The sequence below is a fragment of the Aurantiacibacter zhengii genome (genome assembly GCF_003584125.1).
Lineage (GTDB): Bacteria > Pseudomonadota > Alphaproteobacteria > Sphingomonadales > Sphingomonadaceae > Alteraurantiacibacter > Alteraurantiacibacter zhengii.
Genome location: NZ_QXFL01000002.1, coordinates 174,942 through 194,628 on the forward strand (window position 1 = coordinate 174,942; position 19,687 = coordinate 194,628).

The following is a 19,687-nucleotide window of genomic DNA, read 5'->3' on the forward strand; positions in this document are numbered from 1 at the left end:
AGAGAACCGATGTATGTGCAGGGATTCCTGATCGCCGTTCCGGAGGGCAACAAGGAGGCCTATCGCGCCCTTGCTGCCAAGGCCGCGGAAAAATTCGCCGAATACGGTGTGATCGAGATCATGGAGGCATGGGAAGAGGATGTCACCGATGGCAAGGTTACCGACTTCCGCAAGGCTACGCAGGCGAAGGATGGCGAAAAGATCGTATTCTCGTGGATGATCTGGCCCGACAAGGCGACCTGCGAAGCCTCCCACAAACGCATGGAGGAGGACGAGTTCTGGACCGAGGGCATGGAGATGCCGTTCGACGGCATGCGCATGATCTGGGGCGGGTTCTCTCCGATCTTCACGCACGGAAGGGACTGAGCGATGGGCGGTTTTCCGATCTGGTACGAACTGATGGCGCCCGACCCTGCGAAAGTCGCTCCCTTCTACAAGGCGGTAATGGGCTGGGACATTCCGGCTGAGGGCAATGACATTCCCAACGGCTCGCAATACCGTGAGATCAAGCGCGCGGACGGCGCGAATGCAGGCGGCTTGCTGACGCTGACGAAGGAAATGGCAGAGCACGGCGCACAGCCATTCTGGGCGATTTACTTCGATGTGACCGATGTCGACGCCAGCGTTACCAAGGCCACGGGCATGGGCGCGGCCGTGCTGATGGCAGCAACCAGCATGGACGGCATAGGTCGCATCGCCATGCTTGCCGACCCGCAAGGCGCGCCATTCTACGTCATGGCCCCCACACCGCCTGCGGACGATCCCGACGCACAAAGCGATGTTTTCAAACCCGACGCGCCCGGTCACGCCGCGTGGAACGAGCTGAACACCCATGCCGCGGTCGAACAGATCGCGTTCTACACCGCCCTGTTCGACTGGCACATGGACGGGGAGATGGGGATGCCGGGCGATCACATCTACAAGTTCATCATGCACGGCGATGTCGGCATCGGCGCCATCGGCTCGATGAAACCCGAAGGCATGCCCAGTGCTTGGATGACTTATTTCCGCGTGGCCGATATCGACGCGGCAAAGGCAGCGGTCGAGGCCAATGGCGGCAGTGTCATGCACGGCCCGCACGAAGTGCCGAACGACGATCACATCATTGTCGCACTCGACCCGGCCGGCGCGGCGGTCGGGCTTGTCGGACGGAGGGCGGCATGACGATCCCGAAAAACACCATATGCATCTGGTACGATACCGAGGCGGAGGCGGCTGCGCGCTTCTACGCCTCCGTCTTTCCGGACAGCGCCGTGCAGGCCGTAAACCTTTCGCCTGCCGACAATCCCGGCAACCGTGAGGGCCAGGTCATCACTGTGCACTTTACTGTCTGCGGGGTGGCATGCCTTGGTCTCAACGGCGGACCCCGCTTTCCTCACACCGAAGCCTTTTCCTTCCAGATCGCGACCGATACGCAGGAGGAAACCGACCGGTACTGGAATGCCATCGTGGGAAACGGTGGACAGGAAAGCATGTGCGGTTGGTGCAAGGACAAATGGGGTGTGAACTGGCAGATTACGCCGCGTATCCTCACTGCCGCAATTGCGAGCACCGACCGGGCAGCTGCAAAGCGCGCTTTCCAGGCCATGTCGGCCATGCGCAAGATCAACCACGCCGAGATAGAGGCGGCAATTGCCGGAGAATGACATGCAGGAACTGAGCGTAACGACCTATATCGACGCCCCCACCGACAAGGTGTGGGACGTGATGGCCAACCGGCAGGGCGAATGGTTCTGCCCCAGCCCCTGGCGCTGCGACGTCGTGGAGCAGGAGAAGCGCGCGGGCGGCATCAACAAGGCGGTGTTTCGCGGGCCCGATGGTGAGGAAATGCCGCAAGAAGGCGTGTATCTCGCATGGGACGAAGGGCGTCGCTTCGCCTCCACCGATGCCGTGACGGGGGATCTGCAGCCCGCCGGCCCATTCATGATCGGCATCTGGGAAATCGAGCAGGAAGGCGACGGCACGCGCTACACCGCTCGCGCTCGCCACTGGCGCGAGGAAGATCGAAAGGCGCACGAGGAAATGGGTTTCATCCAAGGGTGGGAGGCCTGCGCCGCGCAGTTGAAGGCGATCTGCGAGGGCGATTGACCTTCCTGCCTGTTCCTGTATTGTTCCGCACGAAATCCCGGGGAGATGACCGATGAGCGACTACACCTTGTTCTTCAATCCGATGAGCCGCGCGCTGATCGTGCAGTGGGCTTTTGCCGAAGCGGGTGTGGAGCCGAAACTTGCCATGGTGGAGTGGGAGGACAAGCCCGCCGAATTGCTCGAGGCCAACCCGATGGGCAAGATCCCCACCATCATTCATCATGCCGAATTCGGTAACAAGGTAGTGAGTGAGGCTGCGGCTATCTGTCACTACCTCGCCGAGATGGAAGCGCCCGACCTGCTGCCGCGCGCAGAGGAAAAGGCCGACTATTTCCGCTGGCTGTTCTTCGCCGCCGGGCCTGCCGAGGCCGCGATCACCAATCGCGCGATGGGATGGGAGCCGAAGGATGCGAAGCAGGAGATGACCTCCGGCTTCGGCAGCTTCGAACGCGTGGTCGATACGCTGGATATCTGGTTCCAGAGCCATGATTTCACCTGCGGAGACCGCTTCACGATGGCCGATGTCTATGTCGGCAGCCAGATCGACTGGGGCCTGAATTTCAGCACGCTGACAGATCGGCCGTCCTTCCGCGCCTACCAGTCGCGGCTGCAGGAGCGCGCGGCGTACAAGGCAACGCTGGGTAGCCTGGGCGACTGAGCCCTCGCATTTCGCAGCGCCCTGCCCCACATATCCGGGATGGCAAGGCCCGATCCCCCTCAGTTTGGCCCGATTGAATTCGCCCGGCAGAAGCTGGTGCAGGGCGTGCGCGCCGCATTCAACGATACGGCCAAGGGGGAAACCCCGGTGCCGCCCTCGGACGAGGCGCTGTTCGCGAAGGATACGCCAATCCGCATGGTCCATGCCGACGTGGTGAGCATGATGGTGGGCGGGATGGCCGCGCTGCTGCTGCAGATGCTGCATCCCCATGCCCTGCGCGGCGTGCTGGATTTCTCCAACTTCCGCGCCGACATGCATGGCCGCCTGCGCCGCACGGCCCGCTTCATCGCGGTCACCACCTATGGCCACCGCGACGATGCAGAGGCCGCGATCGCCCGCGTCAACACAATCCACTCCAAGGTGCAAGGCACCCTGCCCGATGGCACGCCCTATTCCGCCACCAATCCGCGCACCCTGGCATGGGTGCATGTGACGGAATCGCTGATGTTCCTCGAAGCATGGCTCACCCACGTTCGCCCGAACATGCCGATGGCGGAGCAGGACGAGTACTTCCGCCAGTTCGCCGTCATCGCCCGCGGCCTGGGCGCTGACCCCGTGCCGGAAACGAAGGCAGAGGCCATGGCGATCTTCCGGGAATTGCGCGGTGACTTGCGCAGTTCACCCGAAGCGCGCGAGGTCGCCGACCTGATCGTGAACAAGCGCATCGAAGGCGCCAGCGGCGCGGTGCAGCCTTTCCTCGCCAATGCGGCGGTTGACCTGATCCCGCCGTTTGCCCGCACCATGCTGGCGCTGGAACGGCCCGGCTGGCAGGCAACCCCGTCAAAGCTGGTGACTAACGCGATGGGCAGGACCCTTCGCTGGGCGTTCCGGCAGAAGCCCGGTGGCGGCTCCGCCTAGCCGAAGGCCTCCGCCCGGCGAAGTAACTGGTAGGCCTCCACCACGCGCTGTAGCCGGTTTTCGTAAGCACGGTCGCCGCCGTTGCGATCGGGGTGATAGCGCCGCACCAGTTCCGAATAGCGCCGCCGCAGTTCCGGCCTGTCGGCTTTCGGCCCCAGCCCCATCACGGTCAGCGCCTCCCGCTCGCGGGGTGTAAAACGGCTGTGCTCGGCATAGCTGCGCCCCTGCGCCGCCCTGCGAATATCCGCCGCGCGCGCGCCGATGGCGTCCAGCGGATCGTGGAAGTCCGCCCAGCGCGGCATCCCGTCCATGCCCGCCGTCGGTCTGAAAGCCGCGCTTTCGGTATTCCAGCCTGAGCCGGGAGCCTGGGCGGCATAGATTTCGTCCGCGTTCATGCCTTCGAACCAGTCGTACCCGGCGTTGAACTCGCGCACGTGCTCGAGGCAGAACCAGCGCCATTCGCCCGGCCCGTCGAAACTGTTGCCCCGTGTGCCCGGAGCGCGAAATTCGCCCGCCTCGCGGCAGGTGGGGTGCTCGCACACCCTTCCCTCGCTCTCGTATCGGCCGTAGAATCGTTGGTTACGCATGAACGCCCCTTGATGGGGATTGCACCGCGCGATTGGAACCCCCAATTGGGGCGCATGAGCGGACCTGTTGCACAAGAAATCGAAACGCTGCTGCGCGGCGCATTGGCTCCCACGCGGCTGGAAGTCATCAACGACAGCGCGAGGCACCACGGCCATGCCGGTGACGACGGCAGCGGCGAATCGCACTTCACCGTGATCGTGGAAAGCCCCCATTTCGAAGGCAAGAACCGCCTCGCCCGCCAACGCATGGTGCTGGGCGCATTAGGCGACATCCCGGGCGAGCGCGTCCATGCCTTCGCCATGAAGTGTATCGCGCCGGGAGAGGCATCTTGAGCATCGAACTGTGGTACTGGCCGCAGATCCCCGGTCGCGGCGAATTCGTGCGCCTGTTCTGCGAGGCGTTCCAGCTCGACTATACCGACATGGCGCGCGAGCAGAGCGCCGACGCCCTGGTGGAGCACATGCACAGCCTGGAAGGCATCCGTCCCTTCGCACCGCCCTATATCGTGGATGACGAGGTGGTGATCGGCCAGACCGCGCTGATCCTGCAGTACCTTTCCGACAAGGAGGGACTTGGCTCGGGCGAGATGGAGATTGACCTGCAACTCTTCCAGCTGCAACTCGACATCGCGGATTTCGTGGAAGAGATCCACTCCGTCCACCACCCGGTTGCGAATGAACTCTATTACGCGGACCAGATGGAGGCCGCCTTCGAGAAGGCCGCCCATTTCCGCGGCCAGCGCATCCCGAAATACCTCATCCATTTCGACAATGCTCTGGCGGCCAACGGCGGCCCCTTCATGTTGGGCCAGCAGCCTACGCACGTCGACACCAGCCTGTTCCAGATCATGGAGGGGCTGGATTACATGTTCCCCAATTACATGAAGGAAATGCAGGGCACCTGGGTCAACCTGGAAGGGCTGCAGGGCGCGGTGCCGGAGATCGAGCCGCTGGCCGATTACCTCGCCAGCGAGCGGCGGATGGAGTTCAACGAGGATGGCATCTTCCGCCATTACGAGGAACTGGACGAGCAATAGGAGCGTCTCTTGGTCATGAATATAGCGACCGACAATATCCTCAAGACCGTCACCCCCGTCAGCCACGATCTTGGCGATTTTACCGTCCGGCGTGCCGTGCCCTCGAAGGAGTGCCGGATGGTCGGCCCCTTCGTGTTCGTGGACCAGTTCGGCCCGGCCCAGCTCGATCTAGGCAGCGGCATGGACGTGCGCCCGCACCCGCATATCAACCTTGCCACCGTCACCTGGCTTTTCGAGGGCGCGATCGACCACCGCGATTCCATCGGCACCTTCTCCACCATCCATCCCGGCACCGTGAACCTGATGACGGCCGGCACCGGCATCGTTCATTCGGAACGCAGCCCGCTGGCGGAGCGTGAGAAGGGTCCAAGCCTGTACGGCATGCAGACCTGGCTTGCCCTGCCCGATGGCCAGGAGGAGATCGACCCGGCTTTCGAAGCTGTCAGCGACCTGCCCTGGATCGATGGCGATGGTGCCCGCGCACAGGTGATCATGGGCAAGCTGTGGGGCGAACGCGCGCCCACCACCTGCCATGCCGAAACGATCTATGCCGAAATCCTGCTGCAGGAAGGCGGCTCCGTGCCCATCGACGCCGAAGCGGACGAGCGCGCGGTGATGCTGGTGGGCGGCGATGCCACCATCGACGGCGCGGCGATGCAGCTCTACGACCTTGTCGTTCTGAAACCCGGGGCGGCCATGAAACTGGCGAGCCGCTATGGCGGGCGCGTGATGCTGCTGGGCGGCGAAGCCTTTGCCACCAAGCGTCACGTGTGGTGGAACTTCGTCAGCTCCGACAGGGAGCGGATCGAGCAGGCCAAGGAAGACTGGCGCGAGCGGCGCTTTGCCGCGGTGCCGGGCGACGACGCGGAATTCATTCCTTTGCCCGATGGCCAGCCCAAAACTGTCAGCTACCCGTAGGCGATTTTGCTGCTAGAAGCGCGGCCATGAAGACAGCACTCTACACCCTCGCCGCCGCCATCGTTTTTACCACCGCTGCCATCGCGCAAGACCGGATGGAACCTGCACCGGGCGAACCGGGCAGCATCGAATGGCACAATAACCAGCAGGCCGCTCTGCACTCACGCACGAGCGCGGACGGCTGGGCCACCTTGGACGGCGGCATCAAGTTTCGCCGCGTGGCGGGCGACGGCCGCGGCCCTGCGCCCACGGTACAGGACCAGATTACCATCCACTACACCGGCAGCTTTATCGATGGCGAGGTGTTCGACAGTTCGGTGGAACGCGGCGAACCCGCCACCTTCCCTCTTTCCGGCCTGATCCGTGGCTGGCAGGTCGCCATCCCGTACATGGGCGTGGGAGACACGGCGGAGATCGCCATCCCTGCCACCTCGGCTTACGGCGTTCAGGGTCGCGGCCCGATACCGGGCGGCGCGACGCTGCTGTTCACCATCGAACTGCTCGCCATTCCCAGCAAGGGAGTTTGAGCATGAGCGATCTTGCCCGCGTAAAGCTGCCCACCGGCATCGAACTGGACGTATGGGACACAGGCCCGCGCGATGCGCCTGCGCTGGTGTTCCTGCACGGCTTTCCTGAAAACCATCGCACCTGGCGGCACCAGATCGCGCACCTTTCCGATCGCTATCGCTGCATCGCGCCCGACCAGCGCGGCTATGGCAATTCCTCGAAGCCCCAGGGTGCCGAGCACTACGAGACGATGGCGCTGATCCAGGATATCGCGCACCTTGCCGAGACGCTGGAACTGGGCACCTATACCATCGTCGGTCACGACTGGGGCGGCGCGCTGGCGTGGCTGGTGGCAGCCTTCGGACAGGCGACCGGCCATGTGACCCGAGCAGTAATTGCCAATGCGCCGCACCCGGTGATCTTCCAGCGCCTGCTGCTGACCGATCCCGCCCAGCGCGGAGCCAGCCAGTACATGCGCACCTTCCGCGATCCGGCGCACGATGCGGTGATCGCCGAGTTCGGCCTTGCCGGGCTGTTGCAGACTGCGCTGACGTGGGATGCCCGACCGCAGTACGATCCTGCCGAACTGCCGCTGCTGATGCAGCAGTGGACCGATCCCGAAACCAGTTTCGCCATGCTGAACTGGTATCGTGCCAGCGCCGTTTCGGTGCCGTCTATGGATGATCCCTTCGGCCTGCCGCCCGAGTATTCACCGCCGCCGATGCCGAAGATCGAAATTCCGACGCTGGTGGTTTGGGGTACCGGTGACGAGGCATTGCTGCCCGGCAATATCGATGGGCTGGACGAAGTAGTGTCGGACCTGACGATCGAAAGGATCGAAGGCGCCGGGCATTTCGTGCCGTGGGAAGCACCCGATGCGGTGAACGCCGCGCTGGAAGGGTTTCTCCGCCGGACGGACTAGCCCTACCCGTTCCACTCCACCCACTCGCCGTGCGGATGGGCCTGTGCAAGCAGGGTCCATTCGTCCGCCCCGCCCGGCCAGTATCGCACGGTCAATTCGTGCCTGAAGGTCTCGCGGTTGGTCTCCAGCCGGATCCACGCCAGCGGCTTTTCGGATGTCGCCTGATCCCCCGCGGCCTCGATGGCGGCAGTTATCGCGTCGGCTGTCGGCTGGGGCAGATACTGCCACATGATCGTGTGGAAAAACACGCGGGTAACGCCTTCTTCCTGCGGGCGCGCAAGCCGCGCAGCCACGAATTCGGCGGCATCCATCCGCTGCACCTCCGGCGGCATGCGTTTGGCCATGGCGATGGCTGCATCCATGCGCGCCATCCGATCATGCGCATCTGCCCAGATATAGGCGCGCAGCCGCTCGGCCTGTCTTTCATCGGTGAGATCGACAGGCGCAATGTCGCAGCCCGTGGCTTCTACGATTTCGACCGTGCCCGGCGGCGGAGCATCGCCGCGCCATTCCGGCTCGATGCGGATAGAGGACAGGCTGGGTCCAACAGTCGTGCCGCCAAGGTCGAACACGAAACGCGCCATCATGGTGTTGATCCCGGCGCTCGCCCCGATTTCGTTCAGTTCGAAGCGCGGCCCCAGTTGCCGGGAAAGCCAGAGCAGCGCGCCCATCACGCTGGCGGACCGCCCGGCCTCGTTGGTCTGCGGGGGACCATCGAACCACGGCAACAGGCGGTGGTCGAAGGTGCGTGCCGCATCGCACACGATGGCATCGACCTGGGCCTGGTCGGTAATCAGGCCCTGGAACACCGGTTCGAGGCGCGGTTCCTCGCCCGAAAGGCTGAGGCTGTGAAGGCCGCCGACCACGCGCAGGGCCAAAGCATCCTCGATCCCGCGCCCAGCCCACTGGGCAAGGCGCCGCCCGCTGGCGGTGTCGGTTTCCATCAGGGCCAGCAGGCTGCGTATCACGCGGGCGGTGATCGGCGCATTCGATCGCTCGCAATAGTTGGCGTGCCACTCCAGCGCCCCTGGCACGCTTTCGATTTCCATCGCCATCGTTTCGTCGCCGTCTGCCATTCGCATTGCCCTTTTCGCCTCGTGCCCCTAAATCGCGCGGCCATGACCGAGAGTTCCGACCAAAACCGCTTTGGGCCGCTGATATTCGCCCTGCCCAAGGGCCGCATCCTGGATGAAGCCCTGCCCGTGATGGCAGAAGCCGGCGTCGTGCCGGAAAGCGCGTTTCACGACAAGCTGGATCGCTCGCTCAGTTTTGCCGACGAAACCGGCACCATGCGCATCCTGCGCGTGCGTGCCTTCGATGTCGCCACCTTCGTCGCTTTCGGCGCCGCGCAGGTGGGCATCGTCGGCTCCGACGTGATTGAGGAGTTCGACTATTCGGAGCTTTACGCCCCGGTCGATCTCGGCATCGGCGCCTGCCGGCTGTCGATTGCCGAGCCGAAGGAGCCGGTGGATTACAAGTACGGCAAGGCCAGCCATCTGCGCGTGGCAACCAAGTATCCCAACATAACCAGCCGCTATTTCGAGGCGAAGGGCATCCAGGCCGAGTGCATCAAGCTAAACGGCGCGATGGAGCTGGCCCCCTCTTGCGGACTGGCCGGGCGGATCGTCGACCTGGTTTCCACCGGCAGCACCCTGAAATCGAACGGCCTTGTCGAAAAGGACACCATCATGCAGGTCAGCGCCCGCCTGATCGTGAACCGCGCCGCGATGAAAACCGATCCGCGCGTCTCTGCGCTGGTCGAACGCTTTCGCGAGCGCGCCGAAAGGAAGGCCGCCTGATGCGCCGCCTGAACGCCAATTCCGAGGATTTTGCAAAGCAGTTCGCCCGCATCGTGAACGACCGGCGCGAAAGCGACGAGAATGTCGCGACCGATGTGCGCGCGATCATCCAGCAGGTGCGCCAGAAGGGCGACGATGCGCTGGTCGATCTGTCCATGCGCTATGACAAGCACGCGCTGACCGCCGACCTTTCCAGCTGGCGCATCGGCAAGGACCAGTGCAGGGCCGCTTTCGACATGCTGATACCCGATGTGCGCCAGGCGCTGGTGATGGCGGCGGAGCGTATCCGTGCCTACCACGAAGGGCAGCTTCCGCAGGACCGCGACTATCGCGACGAGAAGAACGTGCGTCTCGGCGCACGGTGGAGCGCGGTGGAAGCGGCGGGCCTCTACGTGCCCGGTGGCCGGGCAGCCTATCCCTCCAGCCTGCTGATGAACGCCATCCCCGCGAAGGTTGCGGGTGTCGATCGCCTCGTCGTCACCACGCCTACTCCGCGCGGTCAGATGAACGACTTGGTGCTGGCCGCCGCGCATATCTGCGGGGTGGACGAGGTGTGGCGCGTCGGCGGAGCGCAGGCGATTGCCGCGCTCGCCTACGGCACGCAGCGCATCCAGCCGGTCGACGTGATCGTCGGCCCCGGCAATGCCTGGGTGGCGGAGGCCAAGCGCCAGCTATACGGCGTGGTCGGCATCGACATGGTGGCCGGGCCCAGCGAAATCCTGGTGATCGCCGACGAGGAGAACGATCCCGACTGGATCGCCGCGGACCTGCTGAGTCAGGCCGAACACGATCCCTCCAGCCAGTCCATCCTCATCACCGACGACGAAGGCTATGCCGCCGCCGTGGAAGACGCGGTGGACGTGTTGCTCGCCCAGATCGACACGAAGGGCGTGGCCCGGCAGAGTTGGGAAACGCACGGCGTCGTGATCGTGGTGGATAGCCTGCTGGACGATGCGCCCGCCCTTGCCGACCGCCTGGCCGCCGAACACGTACAGATCGCCACCGACGATCCCGAAGCAATCTTCGACTGCATTCGCCACGCGGGCAGCGTCTTCCTTGGTCGCCATACGCCAGAGGCCATCGGCGATTACGTCGCCGGGCCGAACCACGTGCTTCCTACCGGGCGCCGGGCGCGCTTTTCCAGCGGGCTTTCGGTGCTCGATTTCATGAAACGAACCAGCTTTATCTCGCTGGATGAAAAGGCACTGGGCGAACTGGGCCCTGCCGCCGTGACCCTGGCCGAGATCGAAGGCCTCCCCGCCCATGCCGCCAGCGTAAAGGTCAGACTGTAATGAACACTCCCGCGCGTTCGCGCGCCCGCTCCGCCTCCCGCCTTGCCGCCGTGCAGGCCCTCTACCAGCGCCACATGGAAAAGACGCCGACCGCGCGCCTGCTCAACGAATTCCACCAGCACCGCCTGGGCGCGGAAATCGAGGACGAGCAGTACGAGGAAGCCGAAGTCGACTTCTTCGATGATATCGTGTCCGGCGTCATCGCGCGGGACGAGGAAATCGACGCGGCACTGACGGCAAAACTGGCCGAGGGCTGGACGCTTGCCCGGCTGGACAAGACCATGCTGCAGATCCTGCGCTGCGGCACCTACGAACTGATGGCCCGGCAGGATGTGCCAAAGGCCACCGCGATCAGCGAATATGTGGACGTCGCCCATGCTTTCTTCGACGAGCGCGAGGCGAAATTCGTGAACGGCGTTCTCGATGCCGTGGCGAAAGAGGTGCGGAGCTGAAGCAGGTTGGCGGGGAGGCTGGTGTGAACGAAGCCGAATTCATCGCCGCCCTGCGCCGCCTGCCGCTCCACCCCGCTGCGCGCGACTTGCGCGATGATGTCGCCGTGCTGGAATTCGGCGGGGAGACCCTGGTCCTGACGCAAGATACCATGGTCGAGGGTATCCACTACCTGCCCGATCAGGACATGGGCGATGTCGCCTGGAAGCTGGTCGCCAGCAACCTCTCGGACCTCGCCGCCAAGGGCGCGCAGCCTGTTGGCGTGTTGCTCAGCTATTCGCTGGGCGATGCCACCGAGGCGTTCGTCGCCGGGTTGGAGGACGTGCTGGCGCATTACGGCGTGGGCCTCCTTGGCGGGGATACGGTAGGCGCCAACGGCCCGCGCACGCTCAGCCTCACGGCCCTTGGCCGCGCCTCGCACACCCCGGTGCCCAGCCGCGCAGGCGCGCAGGTTGGCGATGGGCTTTACGTGACCGGCACTCTGGGCGAAGCGATGCTCGGCTTCGAAGCCATGCGTGATGGCACGGGCGGCGATGCGGCTGCCTATGCCCGGCCCATGGCCCGCGTGGCGGAAGGGGCGTTGCTTGCCCCGAATGTCTCCGCGATGATGGACGTCTCCGATGGGCTGCTGCTCGACGCGTTCCGCATGGCGGAGGCGAGCGAAGTGAGCCTGTCCATCGACACCGCCGCCTGCCCCGTCGCCGATCCCGCGCGGCGGATGGAGTGCCTCACCTGGGGCGACGACTACGAGTTGCTCTTCGCACTGCCCGCGGGCGCCCAACTGCCGGTAAAGGCGGCGCGGATCGGTACGGTAGAGCCTCTTGGGTTCTCCGCGCTGTTCGTGGACGGGGAGCCTGTCACCAACCCGCAGGGCCTTGGGTACAGCCACCGATAGACCCCATATCGCCCTGGCGCGGGGAAAACGCGCAATGGCGCTTGTGAAAGCCCGGCATTGTGTTAGCCCTATGCCCCTAGGCGGACCCGGCAGAACCGGGCCGTTTTCATTTTGGGAAGAGGGGAATAGCAGGTCATGGACCTAATAATCATCGCTATTGTCTTGGGACTGCTGGCCATCGTCTATGGCTTTATTACCAGTCGCCAGGTTCTCGGTGCCGATGCCGGTAACGAGAAAATGCAGGAAATCGCAGGCGCCATCCAGGAAGGCGCCAAGGCCTATCTCAACCGCCAGTATTCCACCATCGCCATTGTCGGCGTGGTCGTTGCCATTCTCGTGGGCGTATTCCTCGGCGTGATCTCCGCCGTGGGTTTCGTAATCGGCGCGGTGCTTTCGGGCGTGGCGGGCTATATCGGGATGAATATCTCGGTGAAGTCGAACGTGCGCACGGCGGCGGCCGCGATGAAGGGCCTGCAACAGGGCCTTACCATCGCCTTCCGCGCGGGCGCCATCACCGGCATGCTGGTGGCGGGCCTTGCCCTGCTTGCGATTGCCGTATTCTTCTACGTGCTCGTCGGCCCGATGGGGCTGGCGCCTAACAGCCGCGCGGTGATCGATGCGCTGGTGGCGCTGGCGTTCGGTGCCTCACTCATCTCCATCTTTGCACGCCTTGGCGGCGGTATCTTCACCAAGGCCGCAGACGTGGGCGCTGACCTTGTCGGCAAGGTCGAGGCCGGCATTCCCGAGGACGATCCCCGCAACCCCGCCGTGATCGCGGACAACGTGGGCGACAACGTGGGCGACTGCGCCGGCATGGCTGCCGATCTGTTCGAAACCTACGTGGTGACCGTGGGCGCGACGATGGTGCTCACCGCCTTGCTGCTAACCTCGCTTGGCGACCTGCTGCTGCCGATGATGGCACTGCCCCTGCTGATCGGCGGTGCCTGCATCGTCACCAGCATCATCGGCACCTACTTCGTCCGCCTGGGTGGCGGCACGAACGTGATGGGCGCGATGTACAAGGGCTTCATCGTCACCGCCGTGCTGGCCGTGCCGCTGATCTACGTCGTCATGCAGATGGCGCTGGGCGACATGAATACATCAATCGGTGGCGCCAACCTGGGCGCTGTCGATCCCGGCGCACCACTGGCGGAAGAAGGCACGGCATCACTGGTACCGTTTACCGGCATGGACCTGTTCTTCTGTTCGGTGATCGGGCTGCTGCTGACCGGCATCATCATCTGGATTACCGAGTATTACACCGGCACGGGATACCGCCCGGTGCGCTCGATCGCCAAGGCTTCCGAAACCGGCCACGGCACCAATGTGATCCAGGGGCTTGCCATCAGCCTTGAATCCACCGCCCTGCCGACGCTGGCCATCGTGACAGCCATCATCTCCACGTACCAGCTCGCCGGTCTCATGGGCATTGCCTATGCCGCAACCTCGATGCTGGCGCTGGCTGGCATGGTCGTGGCGCTGGATGCGTATGGCCCGGTGACGGACAACGCGGGCGGCATTGCCGAAATGGCGGGCCTGGACGACTCGGTACGCGAGAAGACCGATCTGCTCGATGCCGTGGGCAACACCACCAAGGCCGTGACCAAGGGCTATGCCATCGGCTCTGCCGGTCTGGCAGCGCTGGTGCTGTTCGCAGCCTACACCACCGACCTGGCGGAGTTCTTCCCCGATGCCGACGTCGATTTCTCGCTAGAGAATCCATACGTCATCGTCGGCCTGCTGCTGGGGGCCCTGCTGCCCTACCTGTTCGGGGCCATGGGCATGACCGCCGTGGGCCGCGCTGCGGGCGACGTGGTGAAGGATGTGCGCGAACAGTTCGCGGGCGATCCGGGCATCATGGCCGGCACCAGCCGTCCCAACTATGCCCGCACGGTGGACCTCGTCACCAAGGCAGCGATCAAGGAAATGATCGTTCCCTCGCTGCTGCCGGTGCTGGCTCCGATCGTGGTCTACTTCGTCATCACCTGGGTGGCAGGCGAGGAGAACGGCTTTGCCGCTCTTGGCGCGCTGCTGCTGGGCGTGATCGTGGGCGGGCTTTTCGTGGCGCTTTCCATGACCGCCGGTGGCGGTGCGTGGGACAACGCGAAGAAGTACATCGAGGACGGCAATCACGGCGGCAAGGGCTCCGAAGCCCACAAGGCCGCGGTGACCGGCGATACCGTGGGCGATCCCTACAAGGATACCGCGGGTCCGGCCGTGAACCCGATGATCAAGATCACCAACATCGTGGCGCTGCTGCTGCTCGCCGCGCTGGCGGGGGGTGCCTAAAACCCCCTCCGATCAATACTGTTAGGTTAACAAAAACCCTGTCCGGTTCGCGCCGGGCAGGGTTTTCTTTACCTATGCGCTTAAACCTTTCTTGTGGCGTTTCCCCTAGAAACGCGGATGTCCCCAGAGGACTGCGCGATGAGAGGTTAACCTTTTTCCTTGGCTTATGACGCTCCCCTCCCCCGGCTAGGCGCCTTCGACGGCGGTACCATTGCCGCGGTGCGCGATGTGGCCGCGCCGCAGGTGGTGATACGGGAACGGGGCTGGCGCGAGTTTGATCGTCGGGACCGCATCGGCGCGTGGGATGCGCTGGCCGAATGGGCGAGCGAACCCAACCCGTTCTACGAAAGCTGGTACCTGCTGCCTTCCCTGCGGGCGCTGGATCCGCGGGAAAACGTCACCATCCTGGCCATGGAGGCGGACGGGCAACTTGCCGGGCTGATGCCGCTCGTGCGCTCGAAAAGCTATTACGGCCATCCCGTTCCGCACCTGTCCAACTGGGTGCATTCCAATGCCTTCCTTGGCCAACCGCTGGTGGCCCGGGGCCTGGAGCGGGAGTTCTGGCGCGCCCTGCTGGCCTGGTGCGACAGGTCCACCCGCACGCCGCTGTTCCTGCACCTTGCCCATGTTCCCGCGCAGGGTCGTCTGCACGATGCGCTGTCGGCGGTAATGCGCGAGGATCCGCGCCCTGCCGCCACCGTATTCCAGGAAGAGCGCGCCATGCTTTCGTCCTCCGCCGGAGCAGAGGCCTATTTCGAACAATCCCTCTCGGCCAAGAAACGCAAGGAACTGCGCCGCCAGCAACGCCGGCTGGGCGAGGAAGGCGGCTACACGGTCGAACGCATCACCGACTACAGCATGGTGGCCGAATGGACCCGCGAGTTCCTGGAACTGGAGGCGCGTGGCTGGAAGGGCGAGGCGGGCTCCGCCATGCAGAGCGACCCCGCCACCCGCTCGCTGTTCCAGCACGCCATCGCGGGTTCCGCCGCGCGCGGACGGCTGGAGCGCATTGCCCTGCGGCTGGATGGCAGGCCCATCGCCATGCTCGCCAACTTCGTGACCCAGCCGGGCGCCTATTCCTACAAGACCGCCTTCGACGAGGACTTCGCGCGTTTTTCCCCCGGCGTGCTGTTGCAGCGCGAGAACCTGGCCCTGCTGGAGCGCGACGGCATCGAATGGGCCGATAGCTGCGCTGCGCAAGACCATCCCATGATCGACCACTTCTGGCGCGAACGCCGGGTGATCCAGCGCCGTTCCATCGGCATCGGAGGCAGGCTGCGCCGCGCCGCCTTCTCGGCACTGATCCGGATGGAAACCGGGCACGGCGCAAGAGGGATACAATGAGCCACTACGTCGGCAACCTTCACGGACGATCCATCGGCGGAAAGCAGATTTTCCCGGCGCGCAGCCGCGCCTATTTCGCCGCATCCTACCCGGAAGGCCCGCACAAGCTGACGCACGACCTTGTCGAACATCCGCTGCTGGAACTCGATACGCTGGCGCTGCTGGGTGAAAGCCTGCCGCCGGGCAGCGTGGAATACAACCGCGGCGACCTGCCCATCGGCATTAATGCGAAACCCGGGGCGACCGGCAGGTCCATCGGCGAAACCATCCGCGAGATCGACACGGCGAACAGCTGGGCGGTGCTGAAGAACGTCGAGCAGAACCCGGCCTACGGGGCGCTGCTGGCAGAACTGCTGGATGAACTGCGCGAGGAAATCGAAAGCGCGACCGGCGAGATGCTGACGCCGCAGGGCTATATCTTCATCTCCAGCCCCGATGCGGTAACGCCCTACCATTTCGATCCGGAACACAACGTGCTGCTGCAACTGCGCGGCACCAAGGCGATGACGGTGTTCCCGGCCGGCGATGCGCGCTTCGCCCCGGACGAGGTGCACGAGGCCTATCACACCGGCGGTGCGCGCGAGCTGACCTGGCAGGAAAGCTTCGCCCAGTACGGGCTCACCTACCAGCTGGAACCTGGCGACGCGCTATATGTGCCGGTGATGGCGCCGCACCACGTTCGCAACGGTCCCGTGCCCTCCATTTCGCTGTCGATCACCTGGCGCTCCACATGGAGCTACGAGGAGGCCGATGCGCGTGCGTTCAATCACCTGCTGAGGCGCTTTGGCGTGAACCCCGGCCCTACGGGGCGTTGGCCACAGCGCAACAAGGCACGGGCGCTGGGTTGCCGGATTGCCCGCCGCATTCCCGGCCTGCTGTAATTTCGCGTGCTTGACGAAGGCGGACTGGTCGCGCAATGCCGCGCGTGATGGCAGCGCAATCAGTCCAAACCCCTGAACAGCTCGTGGCGGACCTGGTCCTGCTGCTGGATCTCGAACCCAAGGGCGGGGACCGCTTCATCGGCCGTCGTCGTCCGGACGGGACGGGCCGCGTGTTCGGTGGCCAGGCCATCGCGCAGGCATTGGGCGCTGCGCGGCGCACGGTGGATGACGACCGCGAGGCGCACTCGCTGCATGCCTATTTCCTGCGCCCGGGCAACGACGACCTGCCTATCGAATACAGGGTGAAGCGCGACCTCGACGGGCGCAGCTTTTCCAACCGCCGGGTGGTCGCCAGCCAGGAAGGCAAGCCGATCCTGAACCTGACGGTTTCGTTCCAGATCCCGGTCGATGGCCCGTCCCACACCTCCCCGCAAATGCCGGAGGTGCCAGGTCCGGAAGACCTCGTTCCCGATAGCGAGGTACAGCGCCAGATTGCCAAGTCGCTACCGGAAGGTCCGCTGCGCCAGTTGGCAGAACGCCCCTCGCCCATCGATTTCCGCTCTGTCGAACCGCGCGACTGGTGGAACCCGGAAAAGCGCGAACCGATCAGCCATGTGTGGTTCCGAACGGTCGCGCACCTGCCGGCAGAACCCGCCGTCCACCGCGCGGTGCTGGCCTATATTTCGGATTTTCAGTTGCTGGCCACGGCCATGCAGCCGCACGGCAAGGCGATCCTCGATCCGCGCGTAAAAAGCGCCAGCCTCGACCATGCAATCTGGTTCCACGAAGCGTTTCGCACCGACGACTGGATGCTTTACGTAACGGACAGCCCGTGGACCGGTCACGCCCGCGGGTTCGGCCGTGGCCAGATCTTCACCCGCGATGGCCGGCTCGTCGCCAGCGTCGCGCAGGAAGGCATGCTGCGCCACTCGTGAAAGCAGCGCCGAGTGCCGTTCGGGTCAGTGCGCCATCAGGACCGGCATCGCCGGACTTGCCAGCACGCCTTTGGTGACCCCGCCGAACAGCGTCTCGACAATGCGCGGCTGGCCATAGGCACCCATCACCATGAAAGCCGCCTTGCGCGCCCTTGCGGCGTGGAACAGCAGTTCGTGCACCGGCTCGCTTCCACGCGGCAATTCGACGATCTCGCAAACGATATCGTGCCGCGCAAGATAATCGGCGGCGGCGATGGCGGCCAACTTGTCTTCGCTTTCGGATAGCGGATCGCCGACAGACAGGACATGGACCGCGCTTGCTCCGGCCAGCAGCGGCACTGCGCAGCGCAGGGCGCGCGCCGCCTCGATCGACCCGTTCCAGCATACTGCCGCCGGACCGTCTGCCGTGAAGCTGCGCGCGCTGTCTGGCATCACCAGCACCGGGGTACGGCAGTGGATCGCCAGTGAGCCTGCCACCGATCCGCCAACGATGGCGAGGTCATTCAGCGCGACCTGCCGGGCAAGCCCCTGCCCCTCGTTCCCAGCGGCCACCTGCCAGTCCCAGCGCACGTCCTCCTGCTCCAGCTCGGCCTCCACCTTGTCACGAAACGCCTCGACCTGCTCGCGCATCTCGGGCGAGCAATCGACTGCCGTCACTCCGAAAGGATCGGTCGGGATGACGAGGTCGTGGACAATGGTCTGCAGTACCGTGAGATGGGCGTCGAAGCGGCGGGCAAGATAAGCCCTGCCTGCAACCGTGCGTCGAACCCGCCGTCAGCCCCCGCGTGTACAAGAATAGAGCGCATGATTACTTCTCCTCTTCACCGCGACACTGCGCCACCACTGCTGCGGGGTCATTGATGTGCGTCAACGAAGGAACAGCGGTGCGCTAATTCCGTTATTGCGGCATGGATCTCGAAAAAGAACAGGCCCGCTTTCGGCGGAGCAAGCCCTCCCGGCTCGGTCGCGGTATCGAACGGCTCACCCACCCATTCGGCAAGGCGATTGCCAGCGTGGTTCCAAAGCGGCTGGTCGAACAGGTGCTGAAGGGGTTGGATAGCGCCGTCGCCAAGCCGGCCCTGGTCAAGTTCTCGCACGATCCCGCAGATATCGTCGCGGCGCGCAAGGCTGCCAAAAGCGTGGCGCGTACTGCCAGCGGCATTAGCGCGGCCAGTGGTGCTGCGGCGGGCTTCGGCGGCGTGGTGACCGCTGGCGTCGACATTCCCGCGACAATCGGCATCGCGCTGCGGGTGATCCGCGATACGGGCCGTGCCTATGGCTATTCCGGTGAAGGCCCGCGCGAAAAGCTGTTTCGCCTGCAAATCCTCGAACTGTCCGCGCTGGACCAGCCGGAAGACCGCCACAAGCGCATTGCCGCGCTGGAGGCGGCCATCGGTCCCGATGGAGAGCTGGTCGACGCGGACCACGAGGAAATCACCCCGGTGGTCGACCAGATGGTGGAGCGCGTATCGCGCGCCGTCGCGCTGGCATCTTTCCGCAAGCGCATGGGCATGCTGGTGCCGGTAGCCGGGTCCGCCATCGGCGGGATCGTAAACTCTTCATTCCAGAACGATGTCGGCAAGGCCGCCCGCTTTGCATTCCAGGAACGGCGGCTGCGCGCCCAGGGGAACGATGCCACCGCGCCGGTGTGAGCCACGAAACTCGGAGCGAAAGGAAGATCGCCGTCATCAAAGGCGGCAAATTGGTCCAAAGAGGGTAATTTACCGAAGCTGCACGCCTCAGACAGTTGGGCCATCGTCCGGCAGAACATGATAGGTGTGACTAATCGAGTAGACGACGTTCGTCGACCAGCTGCCCTCGATCGGCTTGCCATCATCGTCGATGGCAGGTGTAAATCGGGCGTGTTCGATCATTCCGTCGCAAGCGGCATCGTCCAGAGAAAGATGGCCGCTGCTCCTGCTAATTCTGCATACCGCGACCTTTCCCTGCGTATCGATTGTAAGGGCGACACCGACCGTTCCCTGCGCATCATTCGCAGGGCCTCCATCGGATAATTCTCGATAATCCGTCTAGCCCATTCCGCCTGATCGACTGGGGTAGCGGGGCGCCCCATCTCTTTCGAAGCATTTTCATCAGCCTGTACGGCGATGGCAGGGTTGGGGATTGTAAGGGCAGCGAGTGCAAGCCCCGCACCGGCCATGGCGCG

23 protein-coding genes and 1 pseudogene are annotated in these 19,687 nt (G+C 64.5%); 20 read left to right on the forward strand and 4 right to left on the reverse strand.

All coding sequences use genetic code 11. From position 1 onward, the window contains the following. Positions 1 to 9: 9 nt before the first annotated feature. Genes D2V07_RS04595 through D2V07_RS04620 form a run of 6 tightly spaced genes read left to right on the forward strand, consistent with a single transcriptional unit; the run spans position 10 to position 3,664 of the window. Positions 10 to 366: a DUF1428 domain-containing protein gene (locus D2V07_RS04595; RefSeq protein ID WP_119585234.1), complete on the forward strand. Its 357-nt coding sequence runs from the start codon at positions 10 to 12 to the stop codon at positions 364 to 366. 3 nt (positions 367 to 369) lie between these two features. Continuing rightward, positions 370 to 1,164: a VOC family protein gene (locus D2V07_RS04600; protein WP_119585236.1), complete on the forward strand. Its 795-nt coding sequence runs from the start codon at positions 370 to 372 to the stop codon at positions 1,162 to 1,164. Continuing rightward, entirely contained in the window at positions 1,161 to 1,646 is a 486-nt protein-coding gene (locus D2V07_RS04605; protein ID WP_119585238.1) for a VOC family protein, read from the forward strand. Before D2V07_RS04600 ends, D2V07_RS04605 begins: the two co-directional genes overlap by 4 nt. A 1-nt stretch (position 1,647) precedes the next feature. Continuing rightward, a complete protein-coding gene (locus D2V07_RS04610; RefSeq protein WP_119585240.1) occupies positions 1,648 to 2,088 on the forward strand; it encodes an SRPBCC domain-containing protein in 441 nt (146 codons plus the stop codon). Positions 2,089 to 2,140: 52 nt separating this feature from the next. Beyond that, complete coding sequence (locus D2V07_RS04615; RefSeq protein WP_119585242.1) at positions 2,141 to 2,746, forward strand: glutathione S-transferase family protein; 606 nt, start codon at positions 2,141 to 2,143, stop codon at positions 2,744 to 2,746. 39 nt (positions 2,747 to 2,785) lie between these two features. After that, positions 2,786 to 3,664, forward strand: coding sequence for an oxygenase MpaB family protein (locus D2V07_RS04620; protein WP_119585244.1), 879 nt, complete (start codon positions 2,786 to 2,788; stop codon positions 3,662 to 3,664). On the opposite strand, the gene D2V07_RS04625 is transcribed toward D2V07_RS04620, so the two are convergent. Next, the gene (locus D2V07_RS04625; protein ID WP_119585246.1) at positions 3,661 to 4,251 is read right to left on the reverse strand and encodes a J domain-containing protein; all 591 of its coding nucleotides are present in this window, start codon (positions 4,249 to 4,251) and stop codon (positions 3,661 to 3,663) included. The genes D2V07_RS04620 and D2V07_RS04625 overlap by 4 nt on opposite strands. A gap of 54 nt (positions 4,252 to 4,305) precedes the next feature. On the opposite strand from D2V07_RS04625, the gene D2V07_RS04630 reads away from it, so the two are divergent. The 5 genes from D2V07_RS04630 to D2V07_RS04650 are packed head-to-tail and all read left to right on the forward strand — an operon-like array spanning position 4,306 to position 7,635. Beyond that, positions 4,306 to 4,584 carry a BolA family protein gene (locus D2V07_RS04630; RefSeq protein WP_199698730.1) on the forward strand — a complete coding sequence of 93 codons (279 nt, stop codon included), beginning with the start codon at positions 4,306 to 4,308 and terminating at the stop codon, positions 4,582 to 4,584. Next, entirely contained in the window at positions 4,581 to 5,288 is a 708-nt protein-coding gene (locus D2V07_RS04635) for a glutathione S-transferase (RefSeq protein WP_119585250.1), read from the forward strand. The genes D2V07_RS04630 and D2V07_RS04635 overlap by 4 nt, the downstream gene beginning before the upstream one ends. A 15-nt stretch (positions 5,289 to 5,303) precedes the next feature. After that, positions 5,304 to 6,206: a pirin family protein gene (locus D2V07_RS04640; RefSeq protein ID WP_199698731.1), complete on the forward strand. Its 903-nt coding sequence runs from the start codon at positions 5,304 to 5,306 to the stop codon at positions 6,204 to 6,206. A gap of 26 nt (positions 6,207 to 6,232) precedes the next feature. Beyond that, entirely contained in the window at positions 6,233 to 6,733 is a 501-nt protein-coding gene (locus tag D2V07_RS04645; protein WP_119585252.1) for an FKBP-type peptidyl-prolyl cis-trans isomerase, read from the forward strand. 2 nt (positions 6,734 to 6,735) lie between these two features. Beyond that, on the forward strand, positions 6,736 to 7,635 hold the full coding sequence (locus tag D2V07_RS04650) for an alpha/beta fold hydrolase (RefSeq protein ID WP_119585254.1): 900 nt from the start codon (positions 6,736 to 6,738) through the stop codon (positions 7,633 to 7,635). A 2-nt stretch (positions 7,636 to 7,637) separates the two neighbouring features. Here the strand turns inward: D2V07_RS04650 and D2V07_RS04655 are convergent, their stop codons facing one another. After that, positions 7,638 to 8,711, reverse strand: coding sequence for a DUF2332 domain-containing protein (locus tag D2V07_RS04655; RefSeq protein ID WP_119585256.1), 1,074 nt, complete (start codon positions 8,709 to 8,711; stop codon positions 7,638 to 7,640). A 42-nt stretch (positions 8,712 to 8,753) separates the two neighbouring features. On the opposite strand from D2V07_RS04655, the gene hisG reads away from it, so the two are divergent. The 8 genes from hisG (at position 8,754) to D2V07_RS04695 (ending at position 17,520) form a co-directional block, all read left to right on the forward strand. After that, positions 8,754 to 9,434, forward strand: coding sequence for an ATP phosphoribosyltransferase (gene hisG / locus D2V07_RS04660; RefSeq protein WP_119585258.1), 681 nt, complete (start codon positions 8,754 to 8,756; stop codon positions 9,432 to 9,434). After that, the gene (gene hisD / locus D2V07_RS04665; protein WP_119585260.1) at positions 9,434 to 10,726 is read left to right on the forward strand and encodes a histidinol dehydrogenase; all 1,293 of its coding nucleotides are present in this window, start codon (positions 9,434 to 9,436) and stop codon (positions 10,724 to 10,726) included. The genes hisG and hisD overlap by 1 nt, the downstream gene beginning before the upstream one ends. Next, positions 10,726 to 11,178, forward strand: a complete 453-nt coding sequence (gene nusB, locus D2V07_RS04670; RefSeq protein ID WP_119585262.1) for a transcription antitermination factor NusB — start codon at positions 10,726 to 10,728, stop codon at positions 11,176 to 11,178. The genes hisD and nusB overlap by 1 nt, the downstream gene beginning before the upstream one ends. A gap of 23 nt (positions 11,179 to 11,201) precedes the next feature. Further along, positions 11,202 to 12,071 carry a thiamine-phosphate kinase gene (thiL, locus tag D2V07_RS04675; protein ID WP_119585264.1) on the forward strand — a complete coding sequence of 290 codons (870 nt, stop codon included), beginning with the start codon at positions 11,202 to 11,204 and terminating at the stop codon, positions 12,069 to 12,071. A gap of 135 nt (positions 12,072 to 12,206) precedes the next feature. After that, positions 12,207 to 14,360, forward strand: a complete 2,154-nt coding sequence (locus D2V07_RS04680; protein WP_119585266.1) for a sodium-translocating pyrophosphatase — start codon at positions 12,207 to 12,209, stop codon at positions 14,358 to 14,360. Between the two features lie 159 nt (positions 14,361 to 14,519). Continuing rightward, complete coding sequence (locus D2V07_RS04685) at positions 14,520 to 15,704, forward strand: GNAT family N-acetyltransferase (protein ID WP_233548242.1); 1,185 nt, start codon at positions 14,520 to 14,522, stop codon at positions 15,702 to 15,704. Then, positions 15,701 to 16,585, forward strand: a complete 885-nt coding sequence (locus D2V07_RS04690; protein ID WP_119585268.1) for a cupin-like domain-containing protein — start codon at positions 15,701 to 15,703, stop codon at positions 16,583 to 16,585. The genes D2V07_RS04685 and D2V07_RS04690 overlap by 4 nt, the downstream gene beginning before the upstream one ends. A gap of 47 nt (positions 16,586 to 16,632) precedes the next feature. Then, positions 16,633 to 17,520, forward strand: a complete 888-nt coding sequence (locus tag D2V07_RS04695) for an acyl-CoA thioesterase (RefSeq protein ID WP_119586056.1) — start codon at positions 16,633 to 16,635, stop codon at positions 17,518 to 17,520. A 24-nt stretch (positions 17,521 to 17,544) separates the two neighbouring features. Here D2V07_RS04695 and D2V07_RS04700 read toward each other — a convergent pair whose 3' ends face one another. Then, a complete protein-coding gene (locus tag D2V07_RS04700; RefSeq protein WP_147366907.1) occupies positions 17,545 to 18,177 on the reverse strand; it encodes a universal stress protein in 633 nt (210 codons plus the stop codon). 251 nt (positions 18,178 to 18,428) lie between these two features. Here D2V07_RS04700 and D2V07_RS04705 point away from each other — a divergent pair, with 251 nt between their 5' ends. After that, positions 18,429 to 19,172 carry an EcsC family protein gene (locus tag D2V07_RS04705; protein WP_119585272.1) on the forward strand — a complete coding sequence of 248 codons (744 nt, stop codon included), beginning with the start codon at positions 18,429 to 18,431 and terminating at the stop codon, positions 19,170 to 19,172. Positions 19,173 to 19,259: 87 nt separating this feature from the next. Here the strand turns inward: D2V07_RS04705 and D2V07_RS04710 are convergent. Continuing rightward, a pseudogene (locus D2V07_RS04710) lies at positions 19,260 to 19,502 on the reverse strand (energy transducer TonB); the annotation flags it as partial. Positions 19,503 to 19,687 lie beyond the last annotated feature (185 nt).